The organism is Kribbella sp. NPDC056861 (genome assembly GCF_040687575.1).
GTDB lineage: Bacteria > Actinomycetota > Actinomycetes > Propionibacteriales > Kribbellaceae > Kribbella.
In genome coordinates, this window is the sequence record NZ_JBFBNQ010000004.1 from 208,968 (window position 1) to 228,025 (window position 19,058).

General features: G+C 68.1%; 20 protein-coding genes. 12 read left to right on the forward strand and 8 right to left on the reverse strand.

Annotated elements, in window-relative coordinates; translation table 11 throughout:
* Positions 1-58: 58 nt before the first annotated feature.
* From AB0P21_RS20435 to AB0P21_RS20455, 5 genes are all read left to right on the forward strand, one after another.
* Entirely contained in the window at positions 59-886 is an 828-nt protein-coding gene (locus tag AB0P21_RS20435) for an SAM-dependent methyltransferase (RefSeq protein ID WP_363698688.1), read from the forward strand.
* Between the two features lie 160 nt (positions 887-1,046).
* A complete protein-coding gene (locus AB0P21_RS20440; protein ID WP_363698689.1) occupies positions 1,047-2,045 on the forward strand; it encodes a hypothetical protein in 999 nt (332 codons plus the stop codon).
* A gap of 134 nt (positions 2,046-2,179) precedes the next feature.
* Entirely contained in the window at positions 2,180-5,830 is a 3,651-nt protein-coding gene (locus AB0P21_RS20445) for a CARDB domain-containing protein (protein ID WP_363698690.1), read from the forward strand.
* 107 nt (positions 5,831-5,937) lie between these two features.
* The gene (locus tag AB0P21_RS20450; protein ID WP_363698691.1) at positions 5,938-7,104 is read left to right on the forward strand and encodes an HIRAN domain-containing protein; all 1,167 of its coding nucleotides are present in this window, start codon (positions 5,938-5,940) and stop codon (positions 7,102-7,104) included.
* Between the two features lie 56 nt (positions 7,105-7,160).
* Positions 7,161-7,910: an SDR family oxidoreductase gene (locus AB0P21_RS20455; RefSeq protein WP_363698692.1), complete on the forward strand. Its 750-nt coding sequence runs from the start codon at positions 7,161-7,163 to the stop codon at positions 7,908-7,910.
* A gap of 1 nt (position 7,911) precedes the next feature.
* On the opposite strand, the gene AB0P21_RS20460 is transcribed toward AB0P21_RS20455, so the two are convergent.
* Positions 7,912-8,190, reverse strand: coding sequence for a hypothetical protein (locus AB0P21_RS20460; protein WP_363698693.1), 279 nt, complete (start codon positions 8,188-8,190; stop codon positions 7,912-7,914).
* A 48-nt stretch (positions 8,191-8,238) separates the two neighbouring features.
* Positions 8,239-10,908 (reverse strand): AAA family ATPase, encoded by a 2,670-nt coding sequence (locus AB0P21_RS20465; RefSeq protein ID WP_363698694.1) that lies wholly within the window; start codon positions 10,906-10,908, stop codon positions 8,239-8,241.
* Between the two features lie 113 nt (positions 10,909-11,021).
* Here AB0P21_RS20465 and AB0P21_RS20470 point away from each other — a divergent pair, with 113 nt between their 5' ends.
* Entirely contained in the window at positions 11,022-11,960 is a 939-nt protein-coding gene (locus tag AB0P21_RS20470; RefSeq protein WP_363698695.1) for an alpha/beta hydrolase, read from the forward strand.
* Here the strand turns inward: AB0P21_RS20470 and AB0P21_RS20475 are convergent.
* The 3 genes from AB0P21_RS20475 to AB0P21_RS20485 are packed head-to-tail and all read right to left on the reverse strand — an operon-like array spanning position 11,950 to position 13,901.
* Positions 11,950-12,669, reverse strand: a complete 720-nt coding sequence (locus AB0P21_RS20475) for a DUF2993 domain-containing protein (protein WP_363698696.1) — start codon at positions 12,667-12,669, stop codon at positions 11,950-11,952. The genes AB0P21_RS20470 and AB0P21_RS20475 overlap by 11 nt on opposite strands.
* A gap of 24 nt (positions 12,670-12,693) precedes the next feature.
* The gene (locus AB0P21_RS20480; RefSeq protein WP_363698697.1) at positions 12,694-13,182 is read right to left on the reverse strand and encodes a DUF1707 domain-containing protein; all 489 of its coding nucleotides are present in this window, start codon (positions 13,180-13,182) and stop codon (positions 12,694-12,696) included.
* Positions 13,179-13,901 carry a PadR family transcriptional regulator gene (locus AB0P21_RS20485; RefSeq protein ID WP_363698698.1) on the reverse strand — a complete coding sequence of 241 codons (723 nt, stop codon included), beginning with the start codon at positions 13,899-13,901 and terminating at the stop codon, positions 13,179-13,181. The genes AB0P21_RS20480 and AB0P21_RS20485 overlap by 4 nt, the downstream gene beginning before the upstream one ends.
* A gap of 142 nt (positions 13,902-14,043) precedes the next feature.
* On the opposite strand from AB0P21_RS20485, the gene AB0P21_RS20490 reads away from it, so the two are divergent.
* A complete protein-coding gene (locus AB0P21_RS20490; protein ID WP_363698699.1) occupies positions 14,044-14,370 on the forward strand; it encodes a hypothetical protein in 327 nt (108 codons plus the stop codon).
* A gap of 74 nt (positions 14,371-14,444) precedes the next feature.
* Here AB0P21_RS20490 and AB0P21_RS20495 read toward each other — a convergent pair whose 3' ends face one another.
* Entirely contained in the window at positions 14,445-14,927 is a 483-nt protein-coding gene (locus AB0P21_RS20495) for a hypothetical protein (RefSeq protein ID WP_363698700.1), read from the reverse strand.
* A 128-nt stretch (positions 14,928-15,055) separates the two neighbouring features.
* Positions 15,056-15,838 carry a hypothetical protein gene (locus AB0P21_RS20500; protein WP_363698701.1) on the reverse strand — a complete coding sequence of 261 codons (783 nt, stop codon included), beginning with the start codon at positions 15,836-15,838 and terminating at the stop codon, positions 15,056-15,058.
* A 129-nt stretch (positions 15,839-15,967) separates the two neighbouring features.
* Here AB0P21_RS20500 and AB0P21_RS20505 point away from each other — a divergent pair, with 129 nt between their 5' ends.
* Positions 15,968-16,132, forward strand: a complete 165-nt coding sequence (locus AB0P21_RS20505; RefSeq protein ID WP_363698702.1) for a hypothetical protein — start codon at positions 15,968-15,970, stop codon at positions 16,130-16,132.
* Positions 16,133-16,141: 9 nt separating this feature from the next.
* On the opposite strand, the gene smpB is transcribed toward AB0P21_RS20505, so the two are convergent.
* Complete coding sequence (smpB, locus tag AB0P21_RS20510) at positions 16,142-16,621, reverse strand: SsrA-binding protein SmpB (protein WP_363698703.1); 480 nt, start codon at positions 16,619-16,621, stop codon at positions 16,142-16,144.
* Between the two features lie 257 nt (positions 16,622-16,878).
* Between smpB and AB0P21_RS20515 the strand changes: the two genes are divergently transcribed.
* The 4 genes from AB0P21_RS20515 to AB0P21_RS20530 all read left to right on the forward strand — a co-directional run bounded on the left by AB0P21_RS20515 (position 16,879) and on the right by AB0P21_RS20530 (position 19,027).
* Positions 16,879-17,049, forward strand: coding sequence for a hypothetical protein (locus AB0P21_RS20515; RefSeq protein ID WP_363698704.1), 171 nt, complete (start codon positions 16,879-16,881; stop codon positions 17,047-17,049).
* A gap of 444 nt (positions 17,050-17,493) precedes the next feature.
* Positions 17,494-17,889: a hypothetical protein gene (locus AB0P21_RS20520; protein WP_363698705.1), complete on the forward strand. Its 396-nt coding sequence runs from the start codon at positions 17,494-17,496 to the stop codon at positions 17,887-17,889.
* Positions 17,886-18,113: a hypothetical protein gene (locus AB0P21_RS20525; RefSeq protein ID WP_363698706.1), complete on the forward strand. Its 228-nt coding sequence runs from the start codon at positions 17,886-17,888 to the stop codon at positions 18,111-18,113. The genes AB0P21_RS20520 and AB0P21_RS20525 overlap by 4 nt, the downstream gene beginning before the upstream one ends.
* Positions 18,110-19,027, forward strand: a complete 918-nt coding sequence (locus AB0P21_RS20530) for a bifunctional DNA primase/polymerase (RefSeq protein ID WP_363698707.1) — start codon at positions 18,110-18,112, stop codon at positions 19,025-19,027. The genes AB0P21_RS20525 and AB0P21_RS20530 overlap by 4 nt, the downstream gene beginning before the upstream one ends.
* Positions 19,028-19,058: the final 31 nt, after the last annotated feature.

Here is a 19,058-nt window from a genome sequence, read left to right on the forward strand (position 1 = left end):
GAGCGTTTCGCTGCGCTAACCTCCGGTAATTGCGATTTTCGGATTACGGGCGGTGGAGATGGACGAGGGGGCTGACGGCGGGCGCGAGATCGCGCCGGACGTCGACATGCAGCACCCGAGCGATGCTCGGGTGTACGACCTCCTGCTGGGTGGCAAGGACAACTTCGAGGCGGACCGGCAACTGGTCCACCAGGTCCTCACGGTGGCGCCCGAGCTGCCCGAGGCGCTGCAGGCGAACCGGCGCTGGCTGGCCGAGGTGGTCGAGCGGCTGCTCCGCGAGGCGGCCGTGCTCCAGTTCCTCGACCTCGGCTCCGGGCTGCCGACCGCGGACAACACGCACGAGATCGCGGCCCGGGTGAGCCCGAAGGCGACCGTCGTCTATCTCGACAAGGATCCGACCGTGATCCGCCATGGGCAGGCGCTGCTCGCCGACGACCGGCGCAGCTTCTTCGCCGCCGGCGACCTGACCGATCCGGCCGCGGTGCTGGCCGATCCGATCGTCACCGGCGCGCTGGACCTGAGCTGTCCGGTCGCGGTGCTCCAGTGCCTGGTGCTGCACCACATCCGGGAGACCAAGGTCGCCCGGCAGATCGTCGACGGCTATCTGGAGGCGCTGCCCTCGGGGTCCTACCTGGCGATCACGCACCCGTGCAACCCACGCGACGGCAGCCGGCAGGCGGAGTTCGCGACCGAGGTGGAGGAGAAGCTCCGGGTCGGCTTCCGGGGCGTCACCTTCCGGACGCCGGCCGAGATCGCCTCGCTGTTCGAAGGTCTCGAGTTGCTCGAGCCGGGTCTGGTCAGCCTCGGCGAGTGGTGGCCGTCCCCGGCGGCTGAGCTCGGTGGGGCAAGCCGGCTCATCCTGGCCGGCCTGGCGCGCAAGCCCTGATCAAATAGCTGGCGGATCGTCCCTGCGTCCGTCGATGATGGCCGTATGTCTGCTGAGAAGGCTGCTGCCGCTTACTGATCCACGTTCCTTCGCGTGATCCACGACCTGGCTTCGCGCCGGGTCCCTCAAGCGCGCAGTTCTGCCTTACTCAGGGAGCCCCATGCAGTCGCGTCCCCTCGAGATCGCGTGTGACGAGTCCGGGTTCACCGGCACCAACATGCTCGATCCCGACTTCGAACTCATCACCCACGTCGGCCTCTGCCTCGACCACGCGACAGCGGCCGAGTACGTCGCCCTGATCCACCAACGCTTCCGCCGGTACTCGGCCACGGAGTACAAGTCCGGTCAGCTGCTCCGCAACCGCCTGGCGGTCGAGTGGCTGCTCGGCACGCTGGCCGGCCGGGCGACCGTGCACCTGACCGACAAGACCTACTTCACCGTGACCCGGCTGGTCGACCTGCTGATCGGCGATCCGTCGTACGCCGCCGGCACCAGCCTCGCGCTTGACCTGCGCCCGGTCGCCAACACCCTGCACCGGACCGGCCCAGTCGTCTTCGGTACTGCGAAGTGGCGCGACTTCCTCGCCGCTTTCGTCGGCATGATGAGGCACAAGCGCTACCGCGGTATCGACGGCCCTTACGTCGGTCACTTCCTGAAGAGTCTCGACGGCCTGCGCTCGGACCGCCTCGATCCGATCCTCGGCGAGCTCCGCGACGCCCGGCCGCAACTGTTCCGCGTGCTCACCGAACTCCAGGACGACCGCTCACCTGTCCCACCGCCGCTCGAACCGTTGATCCCCGCGCTGTTCGAGACCGCCCGCCTGTGGACGGCCGACGGGTCGACGATCACGATGCTGCACGACGAGCAGAGTGCGCTGACTCCGCATCGGGTCGCGCGGGTGCAAGACCTGCTCCGCTCGGTGTCGCCGGCCCCGGAACCCCTGCTGGGCTTGACCATGCTCGACTCGCGCACGGATCCCCGGATCCAGCTGGCGGATCTCCTGGCCGGGGTCGCCCGCCAGCTGGCGACCGCGGAGCTGCGCCGCCGGGCGGATCCCAGGCTGACCGCCCTGCTCCGTCCCTACCTGGCATCCACCTCGCTGTGGTCGGACCAAGCGAGCTGGCATCGGTTAACCGGTTCGTTGGTCTCGAACCGTTGACGAACCGGGAACGGCCCTGCAACCTTTGGCTACCGTCTCGCAAAAAGCTTGCAGAAGTCGCGCAAGTTACAAAGAGTGCTCTGCAGGTTTGAGGCGGCGGTTAGGTCCACCGTCCCCCCGCCCTTAGGACACTCATGAAACAAATACAGCAGCCGGGTTCGCGGCAGCGTTCCCGCCCGCGCCTGGTCGCAGGCCTGCTCGGCGGCCTGCTGACCGCCGCCCTGATCGTCACCGGCCTGGTGCCGACCGCCGCCTCCGCCGCCGTCACGGCGGTGCTGACCAAGACTCTGTCCGCGAACAGTTCGCTGGGGGAGTACCCGGTCGGCAACGCCGGTGACGGCAACCAGAACACCTACTGGGAGACCACCAACAACGCCTTCCCGCAGTGGATCCGCGCGGACCTCGGCAGCTCCAAGACGGTCGACCGGGTGGTGCTCAAGCTCCCCGCCGCCTGGGGCGCGCGCACCCAGACGCTCGCCGTCCAGACCAGCACCAACGGCACCTCGTACGCCGATGTGGTGGCGAGCGCCGGCTACAACTTCGCGCCCGCGAACAACAACACGGTCACCATCACCTTCGCGGCGGCGACCGCTCGCTACGTCCGGCTGAACATCACCGGGAACACCGGTTGGGCGGCCGGCCAGCTGTCCGAATTCGAGCTCTACGGCCCGGACACCGGCGGCGACACCCAGGCCCCGACCGTGCCCGGCAGCCTCGCGCTGACCGAGCCCGCCGCGGGTCAGATCCGGCTCGCGTGGACGGCCTCGACGGACAACGTCGGAGTCACCGGCTACACGGTCTACCGCAACAACACGGCCGTCACGACGGTCGCCGGCAACGTGCTGACCTTCACCGAGTCGCAGCCCGCCACCGCCACCGTCGAGTACTCCGTCCGTGCCCGCGACGCGGCCGGCAACGAGTCCGGTGACAGCAACCGGGTCCGCCGCAACGGCCAGGGCGGCGGCTCCAACCTCGCCAACGGCAAGCCGATCGAGGCCTCGTCGACGATCCACACCTTCGTCGCCACCAACGCCAACGACAACAACACCGCGACGTACTGGGAGTCCAACGGCCTCCCGGCCACGCTGACCGTCAAGCTCGGCTCCAACGCCGAACTCAGCACGGTGGTCGTCAAGCTCAACCCCGACCAGGCCTGGGGCGCGCGGACGCAGAGCATCGAGGTGCTTGGCCGCGACCAGAGCAGCGCCAACTTCACCACCCTGAAGGCGCGCGCCGACTACAACTTCAACCCGGCCTCGGGCAACACGGTCGAGATCCCGATCGCCGGCCGCGCGACCGACGTACGGCTGCAGTTCTTCAGCAACACCGGTGCACCCGGCGGCCAGGTCGCCGAGTTCCAGGTGCTCGGCACCCCGGCGCCGAACCCGGACCTGGTCGTCACGGCGACAACCTGGACCCCGTCCGCGCCGAGTGAGACCAGCCCGATCACGCTCTCCGCGACCGTCCAGAACATCGGTTCGGCCGCGTCCGGCGCGACCACGGCGAACTTCAACCTCGGCGGCATCGTGGTCGGTACCGCGAACGTCGGAGCTCTCGCGGCCGGCGCCTCGGCCACCGTCTCGGTGAACGCCGGAACGCGGGCCGAAGGCACCTACAGCGTGACCACCACGGTCGACCCGACCAACACGATCGTCGAGCAGAACGACGCCAACAACACCTTCACCGCACCTACGCAACTGGTGATTGCGCAGGCTCCCGGACCCGACCTGCAGGTCACGGGCATCACCTCCAACCCGCCGAACCCAGCGGTCGGAGCTCCGGTCACCTTCACCGTCGCGGTCAACAACCGCGGTACCGCCTCAGCAGCAGCCAGTACGACGCGGCTGACGGTCGGCAGCACCACCCTGACTGGCGCGACCGGCGCCATCGCGGCCGGCGCGACGGCCACTGTCGCCATCAGCGGTAGCTGGACCGCCACCAACGGTGGAGCCACCTTGACTGCGACGGCCGACTCGGCCAACGCCGTCACCGAGACGAACGAAACCAACAACACGCTGGCCCGCTCGATCGTGGTCGGCCGTGGCGCGGCGGTCCCGTACGTCTCCTACGAGGCAGAGGCCGCCAACTACCAGGGCACGTTGCTGACCGCCGACGCGCTGCGGACCTTCGGTCACACCAACTTCGCGACCGAGTCCTCCGGCCGCTCGTCGGTGCGGCTGAACAACCAGGGCCAGTTCGTCGAGTTCACCTCGACCAACCAGTCCAACTCGATCGTCGTCCGCAACTCGATCCCGGACTCGGCCAACGGCCAGGGCCAGGAGGCGACGATCAGCCTCTACATCAACGGCACCTTCTCCCGGAAGCTCACCTTGTCGTCGCGGTTCAGCTGGCTCTACGGCAACAGCGACGGTCCCGAGGCGCTGACGAACACCCCCGGTGGCGACGCGCGCCGGCTGTTCGACGAGTCGAACGCGCTGCTGGCCCAGTCCTACCCGGCCGGCACGAAGTTCAAGTTGCAGCGCGACGCGGGTGACTCGGCGTCGTTCTACGTCATCGACTCGATCGACCTCGAGCAGGTGGCGCCGGCGCTGAGCCAGCCCGCGGGCTGCACCAGCATCACGCAGTACGGGGCGGTCTCCGGTGACGGCATCGACGACGCCGACGCCATCCAGCGCGCGGTCACCGCGGACCAGAACGGCACCATCAGCTGTGTCTGGATCCCGGCCGGCCAGTGGCGGCAGGAGAAGAAGATCCTCACCGACGACCCGCTGAACCGGGGTCAGTTCAACCAGGTCGGGATCAGCAACGTCACCATCCGTGGCGCGGGCATGTGGCACTCGCAGCTCTACTCCACGATCGAGCCGCAGAACGCGGGCGGCATCAACCACCCGCACGAGGGCAACTTCGGCTTCGACATCGACAAGAACACGGTGATCTCCGACATCGCGATCTTCGGCTCCGGCCGGATCCGCGGCGGTGACGGCAACGCCGAGGGCGGCGTCGGCCTGAACGGCCGGTTCGGCACCGGCACCAAGATCACCAACGTCTGGATCGAGCACGCCAACGTCGGGGTCTGGGGGGGTCGCGACTACGACAACATCCAGGAACTGTGGGGACCGGCCGACGGCCTGGAGTTCAGCGGGATGCGGATCCGCAACACCTACGCGGACGGCATCAACCTGAGCAACGGGTCGCGCAATTCCAAGGTCTTCAACTCGTCCTTCCGCACCACCGGGGACGACGCCCTGGCGGTCTGGTCGAACAAGTACGTGAAGGACCAGTCGGTCGACATCGGCCACGACAACGCCTTCACCAACAACACCATCCAGCTGCCCTGGCGCGCCAACGGCATCGCCATCTACGGCGGCTACGGCAACAAGATCGAGAACAACCTGATCTACGACACGATGAACTACCCCGGCATCATGCTGGCGACCGACCACGACCCGCTGCCGTTCTCCGGCACGACGCTGATCGCGAACAACGGGCTCTACCGCTGCGGTGGAGCGTTCTGGAACGAGGACCAGGAGTTCGGCGCGATCACTCTGTTCCCGTCCAACCTGCCGATCCCCGGCGTCACCATCCGCGACACCGAGATCGTCGACTCCACCTACGACGGCATCCAGTTCAAGACCGGCGGCGGCGTGATGCCCGACGTCCGGATCACCAACGTCCGGATCGACAAGTCGAACAACGGCTCCGGCATCCTCGCCATGGGCGGCGCCCGCGGCAACGCGATCCTGAGCAACGTCACGGTCACCAACTCCCGCGACGGCGACATCGTCAAGGAACCCGGCTCGAGCTTCACCTTCACGGGCCAGTAGCAACCAACCGTCCGGCCCCGGCACACCAGCCGGGGCCGGAGGGTTTACCCCGGCATCCGCACGCACTACGTTGACCCACCTCAAGCACGACGAGGGGGAGCGGGACGATGGGGCTGATCGATCGTTTGTTGGGGCGGCGGGCACCGGAAAGCGTGCCCGCCGCGAAGGTACGACCTACCCGCACGCATCAACTGTCGGGCGACGAGGATCTCGAGGTCGTCGGGGAAATCAACTACCAGGCCGCGCTCTGGGCGAGTTGTGGCGGCACCAGCCCGGACCGTGTTCGCCATCGGATCACCGCCGTGCTGGTTCCCGAGCCCGAGAACATCCATGACCAGAACGCGATCGCGGTCTACATCGACAACCGCGTCGTCGGCTATCTGGATCGGCAGACCGCCGCCGTCTACTGCCCAGCGGTCAACAGGTTGATGGCCGAGCACGACGCGTGGATCGCGCTGGAAGGCGTCATCGTCGGGGGCGGCCTGCGGGCGGATGGGCCGGGGCGGCTCGGTGTGTGGCTCGACCATGATCCCGTCCAGTTCGGCGGGCAACCGCCAGGTCGCGGCACCCTGCGAGCCCGAACGCCCGCGGCAGCGACGATGCGTACCGGCTTCAGCGAGGCCTGGCTGACCGATGCCGAGGACGACTCCTACGACCTGTCCTGGTACGACGAACTGCCGGATGGCGATCGCGCCGCGATCGCGATGCTGAGGGAACTCCTCGCGGTTGATCCGGACCCGATCGACCGGCACTTTCAGTTCGCCGAACTCGAGACCCGGCTCTATCGATGCCGGGACCTGTACGAATCCGCGCTCGACGAGTTCGACCAGGCCTGCCGGCAGCACGATGCGGAGATGGAAGTCATCTGCCAGGCGTTCCGGGCCAAGTGGGACAAGGTGCCGCTGCTGGAGACCTATCGGCAGATGGCGATCCGGCAGCAGAAGAAGAAGGACTGGCAAGCCTGTCTGGAGTGGGCCGATCGAGGCTTGAGCCTGTACGGCGCTGATGCCGCACGTGAGGATGCGGTCGAGGACCTTCTCAAGCGGCGCAACCGTGCTGAGCAGAAGTTGGCAGTCGTTCAGCGGGCGAAGCCGGCGAAGGCTCCGGTGCCAACTGCTGTCGTCGGTCAGCCTGCGCCGGCAGTTGCCGCTGTCCTGGGAGCCGGCTCAGCGGAGTTCGAGGTGCTCGTCTGCGTCGACTGTGGATCGAGCTTCGAGCGGTTGCGCGTCCGCGGCCGGAAACCTCGCCTCTGCCCAGGATGCCGCGCCCAGTGATCTTGCTGCCGGTGGTGTCCCGGAGGATGAGGGCAACAACGGTGAAGGGATGACGGGTGAAGGTTTGCATTGTCACCGGTGGCGGCGGTGTCCGGATCGGTGGTGGGATCTGTCGTGCGCTGGGTTCGAAGGGCTGGACCGTAGTGGTCGCGGACCAGGATCTGGCGGCGGCCACGGCGGTGGCTGACGAAGTACAAGCGGCGGGTGGGGTCGCGGTGGCTCGGGGTCTCGAGGTCACTGATGGTGAGTCGGTGCGCGAGTTGGTGGCTTCGGTGGTGGCGGAGTTCGGGCGGATCGACGGGCTGGTGAACAGCGCTGGGGTCGGGTCGCGGGGGCCTGGGGCCGGGGCGAGTCCGGAGGAGTTCGATCGGGTGCATGCGATCAACTACCGCGGGCCGTGGAGCTGCATCAAAGAGGTGCTGCCGGTGATGCTCGAAGGTGGTGGCGGCAGCATCGTCAACATCGGGTCGGTGCATGCGGCAGGAGCGGCCGAGACCTTCACCCTGTACGCCGGGACGAAGGCGGCGCTGGCCGCGTTGACCCGGGGTACTGCGCGGGACTACGGGCGGCAGGGGATTCGCTGCAACATCGTGCACCCTGGGGCAGTCGAGAGTCGGGGCAACGAGCACCTGCTCGACGAGTTCGTCGCCAGCCGGCAGATGCTGCCGAACGCCGTCGAGGCGAGCGACATCGGGAACGCGGTGGCCTTCCTGCTGTCGGCCGAGGCGCGGGCGATCACCGGCGTCGAGTTGTACGTCGACGCCGGCACCACCGCGATGCTGTTCTCCAACGGCTTGGCCGATTGACTCAGCGGGTGTAGCTGCGGGCCACGTCGATCCCGACGACGGTGGGCGTACCGGCCGGCTCGGGGCCGAGCGCCTTGGCCAGCGCCGGGCCGAGACGCTCGGTGAAGAAACGGTCGGCGTGGTCCTTCGACTCCCACAGCATGACGATCCGCAGGCCGTCCGGCGCCGCTCCGGCGTACCGGGCCTGCAGGCCGTCGGGCTCGGCGCCGAGGTTGTCCATCACCCGGTCGAACTGGTCGATCGAGTCGTACGGCGGAGTGGCGATCGCGATCCATTGCATGACTGGCTCCTCTGCTCGGGCGACCGGTTCCCGGCCACACGAATGACGCTAGGAGCCGGCCGGCGACCGCGAATCCGCCGAATCACTCATGCGGGTACTCAACTGCTCCCGCGTCGCCCAGGCGGCGATCTGGCTGCGGGTGGTGAAGCCGAGCTTGGTGAGGATGTGCTGGACGTGGTTCTGCGCGGTGCGCTCGGACAGGACCAGCCGGGTGGCGATCTGCCGGTTGGTCAGGCCGTCGGCGACCAGTACGGCGACCTCCGTCTCTCGCGCGCTCAACCCGGTCTGCGTTGCCGGCTGGCTGAGATAGGCCGTCATCCCCAGCGACCGAGCCAGCCGTACTGCGTCCTGCGCGTGCGACTCGGCCTGCGCGCGATCGCCAGGCTGGTTGCGATCGCCTAGCGCCCGGGCCAAGTGGTACTGCGCTTCGGCGACGAACCCGGTCGCCCCCGCCCGGTCAGCTCGCTGGACTGCAGTGGTCAGGTCCTCGATCGCCTGGTCCAGCCGACCGAGTACTGCGGCACCGCGGCCCAGAGTCAGCTCGACTGGACCCATGTAAGCCACCCCGGCGCCGATCGCGTGCTCACCTCGGTACGGCTCCAGGCGGCTTAGGAGCTCCTGGAGATCGTCATGCCGACCTATGCCGGCGCAGGCGAGTGCGGCGTACACATAGCCGGGCAGGACGAAGAAGGCTGGCAGTGACCAGCTCTCCAGCGGCCCTGCCCGCCGGTACGACGCAGCGGCCTCGTCGACGAGGCCAAGGCAGGTCTGGAGGTAGGCCCGGGACAGGTGCGCCATGGTCGCGAAGCGGGGCGGTGGCTCGAAGGCCTGCTTGACGAGCTCGCTGCTGACCCCGACGTGCCCGGCCAGGGCTGCCTGCAGGGCGAAATGCGCGCCGTTGGCAGGTGCTGGCTCGATCACTCGCATCCGCTCGAATCCGCGTCGGCCGAGAGCAGCGGCTTCGGCGTACCGGCCTCGGGCCTGGGCGACGCAGGCGGCGACGCGATCGTGGTGCCAGGCGCTGACCGGGCCGCCGACCCGGTCGACGGCGACCTTGAGCGCGGGCAGTTCCTCGGCTGCGGCGGCGAGGCTGCCGCTCTCGATCAGGGCGTCGAGGCGCCAGAGCTCGCCCCACATCGCGGAGCGCGGACTGCCGGTACGTCGGGCGAGTGCGAGCATCTCGGTGGCCAGCGCCAGCCGCTCGGCGCGACCTGCCGGGCCCGGGCAAGCCTCCTGTCTGGCATGGAGCGCATCCGCCAGAGCTTGGTCGTCTTCTGTCCGACGGGCCAGTTCGAGTGCTTCCCGGCTGAGGCTGTCGACCCGGACCTGATCACCGTCGTAGAAGGCGAGATGACTGCGCTGGGCCAGCAACCTCGCTCGCGTCGCATCGCTGACTGCCTCGGTCATCGCCTCCTCGCAGAGCCGCTTGGCGGTGGTGTTGATGCCTGGATCCGGAACGGCTTCCAGGATCAACGCTGCCTCGGCCTTCTGTTCGGGACTCTGCGCGGCCGCTGCTGCCTCGACCGCGGCCTTGACGCAGGTCTGCAGATCACCGGCCAGGTAGGCCGCGCGGCCCAGTGAAACTTGCCTAGCGCAACGTTCTGCGGGTGCTGTCGGTGCGATGGCTGCCGCGGCTTGGTAGAGCCGCACGCCTTCCTCGTAGGCAAGTCGCCGGACGGCTTCGTCGGCAGCCAGTATCAACCACCTTTGCGCCGTCGCGCCTTCGCCGTACGGCGCGAGCTGGGTCCAGTGCCGGGCGATCTCCGCAAGATGCTCGGTCGGGTCGTCGGCGTGCTGATGCGCCAGCGCCTCGGCGACCTTGCGATGCAGGGCGGCGCGTTCCGTAGTACTGAGTGAGGCTGCCACCGCGTCGCGGGTGAGTGCATGGGTGAAGCGGCCGAGTTGGTCCAGGAAGCCGAATGCGACGGCTTCGTCGACCAGCGGGAGGCAGTGCTCGACTTCAACTTTCAGTACTGCGGCCACTGTGGCTAGCTGGAACTCCCGGCCGACGATCGCTGCTGCTTGTACCAGTCGGCGGCAGTCTGGAGTGGCTCGTTCGAGTCTGCTGCCGACGATGTCCAGCACGGACCTGGGTGGGTGGTCGGGGCGCCAGGAGCCGTCGGCGATGGCGCGCGCTATCTCGGTCACGAACAGCGGGTTGCCGCCGGTGACCTGGAAGATGTGGTCGAGCTGCTCTGATGTTGCTGTTGGCAACTGTTCGCGGACGGCGTCGAGGTCGAGGCGTTGCAGCTCGAGGCGTTCTGCTTGGTGGAGTTCGGCAGGTAGGCGAGTGCTGCCGGGTTCGTTGGGGCGGGAGGTTGCTACGACCAGGACCCGGTAGTGGGTGAGTTGGCTCGCCAGATGACGTAGTACCGCCAGGGAGGACTCGTCGGCGCGGTGGATGTCGTCCAGCAGGATCACCAGGCCTTGCGGGCCGGCGGCTGCGGCGATGGCTGCGGTGACGGCTTCGTACAGGCGGTAGCGGTCGCCGGTCGCCTCTGTGGTCAGTACGTCGTCGGCCTGCAGGCCGCGTAGTACCTGGCGCCACGGCCAGTAGGCGGGTGCACCCTCGTCCTCGACGCAGCGGCCCCACACCACCGTCGCACCCGCTGCCAGCGCGCTCCCCGCGAACTCCTGGGCCAGTCGAGTCTTCCCGATCCCCGCCTCGCCGCTGCAGAGCACTACCGGCCCCGACCGGCCTGTGCCTGACTCAGCCACTCGCGCAGCGCGGCGAGCTCCCGCCTCCGTCCCACAATCCCCATTCGCTCAGCATCACCCCTGCTGCGGTGGTTCGGAAGGCGGCAGGCGGTTGCATCGGTCAGACTTGGCCGGTGAAACGCTTCCTACGGCGGGCTCTGCTCGTGATCGTCGTGTGCTGGCTGGTCGTCACGGCGGGTTCGCTGGGGTACAACGCCTTCACCGGCGGTACGGCGGCGCCTCCACCGGGGTTGAAGTACGTGCAGGCGGGTGACGTCAACACGCGGTACGAGACCTGGGGGACCACCGGTACGCCGGTGGTGCTGGTGCACGGCTCGGTGGAGTCGGTGGGCACCTGGTCGCGGCTGGTGCCGCTGCTGGCGGGGCATCGGGTCTACGCGTACGACATCACGGGGTACGGGTACAGCGAGCGCAAGGCGCCGTACTCCGTCGAGCACCTCGCGGCGCAACTGCTGGGGTTCCTGGACGCCATGCATCTTGGTGGCCCCGGGCAACCACGGCCGATGCTGGTCGGACACTCGCTCGGCGCCGGGATCGCGGCTGAGGCGACGCTGGAGGCGCCTGGGCGGATCGGTGGGCTGATGTTCCTCGACGGGGACGGGCTGCCGCTGCCTGACGAGGGTGGATCGTGGGTGCAGAACCTGGTGGTTCCGCCGTACCGGACGACGCTGTTCCGGATGGCGCTCGGCTCCGACTGGCTGATCAAGCGGATCTACAAGGAGACCTGTGGGCCGAGTTGCCCGGCGCCGGTGGTCGACGAGTGGGTCCGGCCGTTCCGGCAGCCGGGGGCCGAGAAGGCGGTGTGGGAGATGACGGGCGGGATTCCCGCAGTACCGGCTGAGCGGTTGGCGTTGTTGCGCGACGTACGGGTTCCTGCGTCAGTTGTGTTCGGCGAGTACGACACGCAGGGCGGCAACGCGGTGGAGACGGCGACCCGCGTCGGCGCGCCGGCCGCCACGATCATCCCCGGCACCAATCACCTGACGCCGATCTCCAACCCGGTCGAGGTCGCGGCGGCCATCGAGACGTTGGCCAAGCGCGTCAGAGCTTGAGATCCGCGGCGGTCGCGGTGAGGACGAGGGTCTGACCCTCGACGCTGATCCGCTGCAACTGTGCCTTGAACGGCAACTCCGGTACGGCGATGCCGCGGGCGAGCGCGGAGCTGACCAGACTGCGGAGCCGCTCCGGAATGTTGTCCAGGACGGACCGGTCGACCACGAAACCGATCTTGCCGTTGACGGGGACGGGCTGGATCGCGGCGGAGGCGTCCAGGCCTCGCACGGTCACCCGCGCGATCAGTTTCCCGTCGACGATCTGGAACTTCAGCGCGTCGATCCCGCGCGGGTTGGTGGTCAGCTTGAGCAGACCGGCCGGGGCGAGGCGGAGGTTGAGATCGGCCTTCTCCACCGTGACGACCGCGCTGCGGTCACCGGTCAGCGCCTGCCGCGGTACGTGGATGTTGTGCATCTCCACGGTCAGGTTCTCGGCCGGGATGTTCTCGATGGTGGGCTCGCGCATGGTCAACGTGACCTTCTCGAACTCACTCCGGGCCACCTGCGGCAGGAATCCGAAGCCGCCGATCTCCACCGACGTGTCAGCCGCGCGGACGTCGTACTGCGCTGCTTCGACGGCCGCCGACGTCGCCAGCCGGTCCTCGGCCAGCGACTCGCCGACCCGGTCGGCCGCGATGCCGAGGCCGACCAGGATCAGCAAGATGACGATCAGCGCGCGCAGCGCCCGGCGCGGTTTCCTGGAGCTCATCTGGCAGAGCCTAGCCAGGTGCTCCTAGCGGCGTTGGTGCCCCGGTCCCTGCCAGCGGCGGTGCCGGATCGGGCCGCTGAGGATGGCGAACCAGAACATCATCCACAGCAGCCAGGGCGCGGTCAGCACCACGGAGGTGACGACGAGGCCGACCATCATGATCGGCAGGATCCAGACGAACCGGGGCGGGGGACCGCCCCTGGCGACGCGACCGGCTCCCTGTCGTTGATACCGCGCTGGATGCCGGTCTGGATGCCGCCCTTGCGCCCACGGCGCCCGGCCCGGTGGCCAGGCTGCCTGGCTCAGCTGCGTTTCCGTGTCGGGGAGATCCGCGAACAGGAGCTCGACCTCATCGGCGTACCGGGCCTTGGTGGCCTGGTCGCTGCGCTCCTCGAACTCGTCCTGGGTCAGCCGGCCGGCCACGAAATGCTCGCCTAGTAAGGAGACGGCCTGGTCGCGTTCGGCGTCACCGATCCGCAGCGACGTACTTCGGAGCGGTAGCTGGTCGTTCATGAGTCGGCCCGGCCGGCTTCGTTCTCGGTGTCGTCATCGTCGGCCAGGATCGTGTAGAGCGTGCGGCGCAAGGTGATCACGGCCTCGCGAGCCTTCGCCTGCTGCTCGGGCGACCCGGCGGCCATGATCTGCCACATCGCGGTCGCGACCTGCCCGAGGATCGGTTTGAGCCCGTTCTCGTCGTCGTCCTGAGCGGTCATCGCCTCCCACGGCGCCGACATCTCGTCGGCGTGCGCGGTGACGTAGGCCCGGCCCTCGTCGGTCAGCGTGAACGTCCGCCGTCCACTGGCCGCGTCCGCCGTCACCAGCCCCTCGTCCTCGAGCTGCTGCAAGGTCGGATAAATCGAACCAGGGCTGGGCTTCCAGGCGCCGCCGCTGCGTTCCACCACTTCCTGGATGATCTGGTACCCGTTCATCGGCTGCTCCGCGAGCACCGCGAGAATCGCCGCCCGGATGTCACCCCGCCGAGCCTTCGGCGCGCGGAAGTTCCTTCCACCGGCCCACGGCGGCCCGCCGAACCCCCAGGCCCCGAACGGCCCCTGCCCACCCGGACCTCTCTGCCCACCTGGCCCGCCGAACGGATGCCCGCCGTGCTGGAACCCGCGCGCACCCTTCCGCCCGGTCATCGCCGCCCGCAACTCTTCCTTCAACTGCTCGAATCCGGTGCAGTCGAACCGCCCGAACCCCTGCCATCCACCCGCGTACGCCGAACCAGTCATCCCAACCACTCCTCACCGAGCCATCACGATAATCCAACGATATATCGCGAACGCTCGCCACCCAAGGCCCCGCTGTTTTGGATCAGCTTGTTACGCTGGGTGATTCCCTCCTAGCCACCAATGACTGAAGGGTTCTCCCCGCATGGGCATCTTCGACCAGCTCAAAGACAAAGCCACCGAGCTTCTCTCCGGCGCCTCCGAGAAGGTCTCCGAGGCCACCGGCATCGACCTGTCCGGCGCCACCGACAAACTCGCCGAAACCACCGGCGTAGACCTCGGCAACGTCACCGACCAGGCCACCGAAGCCACCGACGGCCTCGCCGAAACCGCCCAGGGCCACGCCGACGCCGCCCAGGACCACGCCAACGCCTTCGGCGACCAGGTCACCGAAACTACCGGCGTCGACCTCCCCACCGAGGGCCTCACCGACCAGGCAACCGAAAAGTTCGGCGAAGCCACCGGCCGCTGATTCCGACGTAGCTGAACGGGAGCATCCCCTGGTTTTCGGGCATGCTCCCGCCTTCAGCCAGCGCAACCATCCGCTCAGGCGGAAGAGATCGAAAGCTCGGTAACTCCGCGCTCGCGCAAGGCCTCGACCACCCGGTCACTGGCTGCGAACTCCCAGAACTGAACACCGTTGGAGAAGCGGAGATCGTGGCTCTCATCGCCGTCCAGCACGGCGAGGCCGACGAACTCGCCCAGCGGGCTGCCATCTCCAGCCACCACGTCGACCGGGAACGTCCGGAACCCCGTCGCGCCGATCTCCTCGAGCACTCGCACGAACCGCAGCGAAGCGATCTTCGCGAAGTCCCCCGTGGTCCAGATCAGATCACCGACCCGCTGCCCACGACCAGTGCGCTTGAAGCGCGGCGTGAACCCGAGCCGGTCCACTTCACCGTCGGCGACCAGTTCGCTGACCAGCCCACCAGACCGGTGCCGCCACGGACCGAGAGACGGCATACCGGGATGGTCCGGCACCACCCACAAGTCCCGCCCGGTCGACCGCGCCTGCAGCAAATAGGTCATCTTCGTCCCCAGTGGCCTCGTGCTTCGGGCTCGGAATTCATCAAGTGAAGCTACAAGACAGACAGAGTCACCTCACCTGGTGCGGCTGGATCAGCTTGTGGGCGGGGCGATTCGTTCGATCGCTCGGACTACGACCTGGCGGTGTGTTGGGTGCCAGATGTCGCGGTCCTCGTAGGACAGGCGTACGTCGGGGAGCCGTCGCGGATGCAGTCGAGTAGGGCCGGCTCGGCCAGGTCTTTGGCCGACCACTCATAGAGCTGTTGGAGTCTGGGGCGGATCAGGCCGTAGTCCAGGAGTTGGCCGAGGTGGCGTTCGTCGGCGACGTACTCGGTGACCTCTCCATCTAACGGGTAGCGGTCGGGGAGCACTCGAGAGAGTGAGACGAAGACGCCTGGGATCCAGAGTCGGGGGTCGCCGAGCAGCGGGCCCAGCGGGGCGAGGCGGCCGAGGGCGAGGCGCGGTGCGGTGACTAGGGCATGCGCGTAGAGCACTCGCAGCAGTACGACGTTCAGGAAGAATCTCTCGGGGCGGTTCTCCGCCTCCGCCAGCCCACGACTTTCGAGGTACGCCGAGACGATGCTGGCGTTGTGGGCGCGGTACCACGTGAGCGCGGTTGGATCCCCGACGAACGCCATCCACAGCACCACGCTGTGCGCCGATGGTTCGCCGCCCAGCCCGCCGCTCCGCGCGACCGCCTCGCAGCCGTCGCGGAGCAAGCGTTCATTGACCGCGCGCCACCACGGGCTCCCCGGCAGCTCAGCGTCCAACGGGGCAAGCACCCCACGCCTGATCTGCCACCGCACGAAGCTCATCGCCGACCGCCGAAACGGCAGATGCTGCGGCGCCCACCCGGTCGGTCCGCGGTAGGTCCGGCCGATCAGTTCCAGTCGAGCCTGCGGTCGATCCCGCACCTCCGCAACCTGTCGCTCCGCCCACTCCACCGCCGAAAGCCCAGCCTCCACGCCCCGATCATCAGCCATCCCCAGCCAACTGTCGATCGCTTCCCCGGCCCGGTGAAACGCGCTGATAGAAAACATGCCATGACCTATCGGTTCACCGCCTGCGTAGCCGGTGCGGATGTCGACCCGGATGGCGGCCTGACCGAGGCAGGTCCAGTTGAGGACGTCACCCGCTTCCGCGAGGTCCTCACCCAGATCCTCGCCTACGTCCGCGCCGACGCACGCCAACTCCGCGTCGCCCTCTGAACCGCAGCGTCAGTCCGGCCGCCCCTTGCGCCGGCGGCTGACTGCCCGCTCGACCTCGCGGGTCGCCTCGCGCTCCGCCAGCGCGTGCCGTTTGTCCCACGTCTTCTTGCCGCGCGCGAGAGCGATCTCCACCTTCGCCCGACCGTCCTTGAAGTAGAGCGTCAGCGGGACGATCGTCAACGCACCCTCGTTGACCTTGCGCTCGATCTTGTCGATCTCCGCCCGGTGCAGCAGCAACTTCCGCTTCCGCCGCGACCCGTCGTTGAACCACCGAGCCTGCGCGTACTGCGGAATGTGTACCGCGTGCAGCCAGAGCTCCCGGTTCTCGACCTGGGCGAACCCGCCGATCAGCGACGCCCGCCCGGCCCGCAGCGCCTTGACCTCCATGCCCTGCAACACGATCCCCGCCTCCCAGGTCTCACCCAGGTGGTAGTCATGAGCAGCCTTGCGGTTCCGCGCGATCACAGGATCGGTCTCGGGCTTCTTCACACCTTGATTCTCTCCCACCTGCGGGTACGAGAAGATTCTGCCTGTGGACGCTGATCAGATCACCGCGGCGTTGGACGACATTTTCGACCACGCACTCGTCTTCCACGGTTACCCGCGCGGTCCGTGCTATCAACAACGACCAGCGGCCCGGCGACGGAGCCGAGTTCATCACCCACGTACTTGCGACCGTCGCGGCGAACCTCGGCGGCACATCGGCCGTGGTCAGTGCACGCTCCGGGTCGTGGGAAGCCTCAGGCGTGACCGGTCTGCTACACAGCACCGTCGGTGAAGACGACGACTACCTGTTGACCTACCGCACCGAACCGATCGAGATCGTGGCCAGCAGCCTCTACGAGCTCGACGACCTCGGACTGCACGAAACCTACCGAAGCCAGTCTGAATCACATCGGGCAGCTGCTGTTCGGTGACCGCTGGACACCGAACCGCGACCGACTGACCCTGGATCAACTCGCCCAGCTCGACGAGGTACACGACCACCTGTCCGAACTGGAGCAACGCGACCGGACCGAGTACGAGAGCCGTTTCACCGCCGTTGTGCAGGCGCGGTGGGAGCATCTGCGCGCCGGCGAACCGTGGCGCTACCCCCAGCGGCTCCAGGTGTCGGTTCAGTTCGTTCCCGATAGTGCCGAGGATCGTGCCTTGACCGAAGGCTGGGGCGACGGCGTGGCCAGCCAGCTCTACCAGCACGCCCGCGAGAACACGCAGTTGCCTGGAAGCGATACCAAGCCGGACTGGTCACGTGGCTTCTCCGACCGTCTCCTGTCCGGTGGTCACTGGCCGCACCTGCGCGTCCCCGGACTCGCCCACTACGCCATCCCTGACACCGGCGACAACCCGAGGAGCCGACCCGTATGGAGACCAACACACCTGGCGAGGTTGCCGCGCCCTACGTCAGCACCTGCCGTGGCTGTGGCAGCGAGTGGCCGTGTGCACTGGGCAGCACCTGGGCGGCTGGGCACGAGCCGACCCCGATCCCGCCTGGCACGGTGTTGACGACCGTCGAGCACGTGACGACCCTGATCGAATGGACCCTGAGCGGCAGCGCTGTCGCGGTGGTGATCGACCGGCATGCGACGCCGTGGCTGCTGTTCGGGAACGAGGCCGGCGGCCAGTACGCCGTCACCGTCGAGTGCCCCGACGACGGTGTTCCGCCGTCCTACGACGCCGGTTCACTGGCCGTCGATCGTGGCCCGTTGCTGCTGCTGTTCAACGGCGACCTCGCTGCCATCTCGGGGGTGGACCGGTGACGATCAAGCTTCGACTGTCGGGAGAACCCGGTGAGATCGCGAGCCTGTTCGCGTTCCTGGATGAGCACTACGAGGTGGCCGGCGGCAACCGCACCTACCCGAACCGTGGTTCGTTCGGTGTCCGGGCCTACGCCGAGCTGCGCGAACACGACGACACCGACGAGGCGCCGCAGCGGGTCCGGTCAGAGCGAGTCCACCCCATCCGCAAGGAGGTCGAGCCGTGAACGCTTCTGTGCGTCGTCGACGGTCCCCGCGGCCGGTGACCGATCCTGTCCGCCAGTGGCTCAGCCGGGCCGCGCACTGGCACGCGAACCGGGGACTCAAGGTGTTCCCGTTGGTGCCAGGCCGGAAAGTGCCCGCGGCCGGCGTCGACCCGGAAGCCGCCGCGACGACCAACCACCGCACGATCGCCAGGTTATGGAAACAGGCCCCGTACAACATCGGCATCGCCACCGGCCCGTCCGGTCTGCTGGTCGTCGACCTGGACCTGCCCAAGCACGACGATGATGTGCCGCCAGTGGAGTGGGGGACTCGAGGAGCGGCAACCGGTGCCGAGGTGCTCGCGTTGATCGCGGCCGAGCACCGAGCGACTGTGCTGGCCACCTACACCGTGCAGACCGGCTCGGGCGGCCAACATCTGTACTTCCGGCAGCCCGCCGACCGGGAGCTGCCCAACAGTGCGGGGCGGATCGGATGGAAGATCGACACCCGAGGCCACGGTGGGTACGTCGTCGGCGCGGGATCGGTGATCGGCCACCGGCGCTACACCGCGACCGGCACCCTGCCCCCGCAGGACGTACCCGGCTGGATCACAGCCCTGCTTACCGCACCCGAACCGGTCGGCCCAGACCGCGCACCAGGCCCGGTGCAGCGCCACACCGACGCCTACGCGATGGCCGCGTTAACTGGTGAGCTCGACAAACTGCTGGCCGCCACAGAAGGTCGCCGCAACGATGCGCTGAACTCTGCTGCGTTCGTGCTCGGGACGCTGGTCGGTGCCGACATGCTCGACGAAGCCAGCACCCGCGACGAGTTGATCTCAGCGGCCGGCCGGATCGGACTGCCCAGGACCGAAGCCGAACGCACCATCACCTCAGGGCTGACCGCAGGAGCACACAACCCACGCGCACGACGCTGACTCCACTTACAACACCATGAAGGGGTCTGAG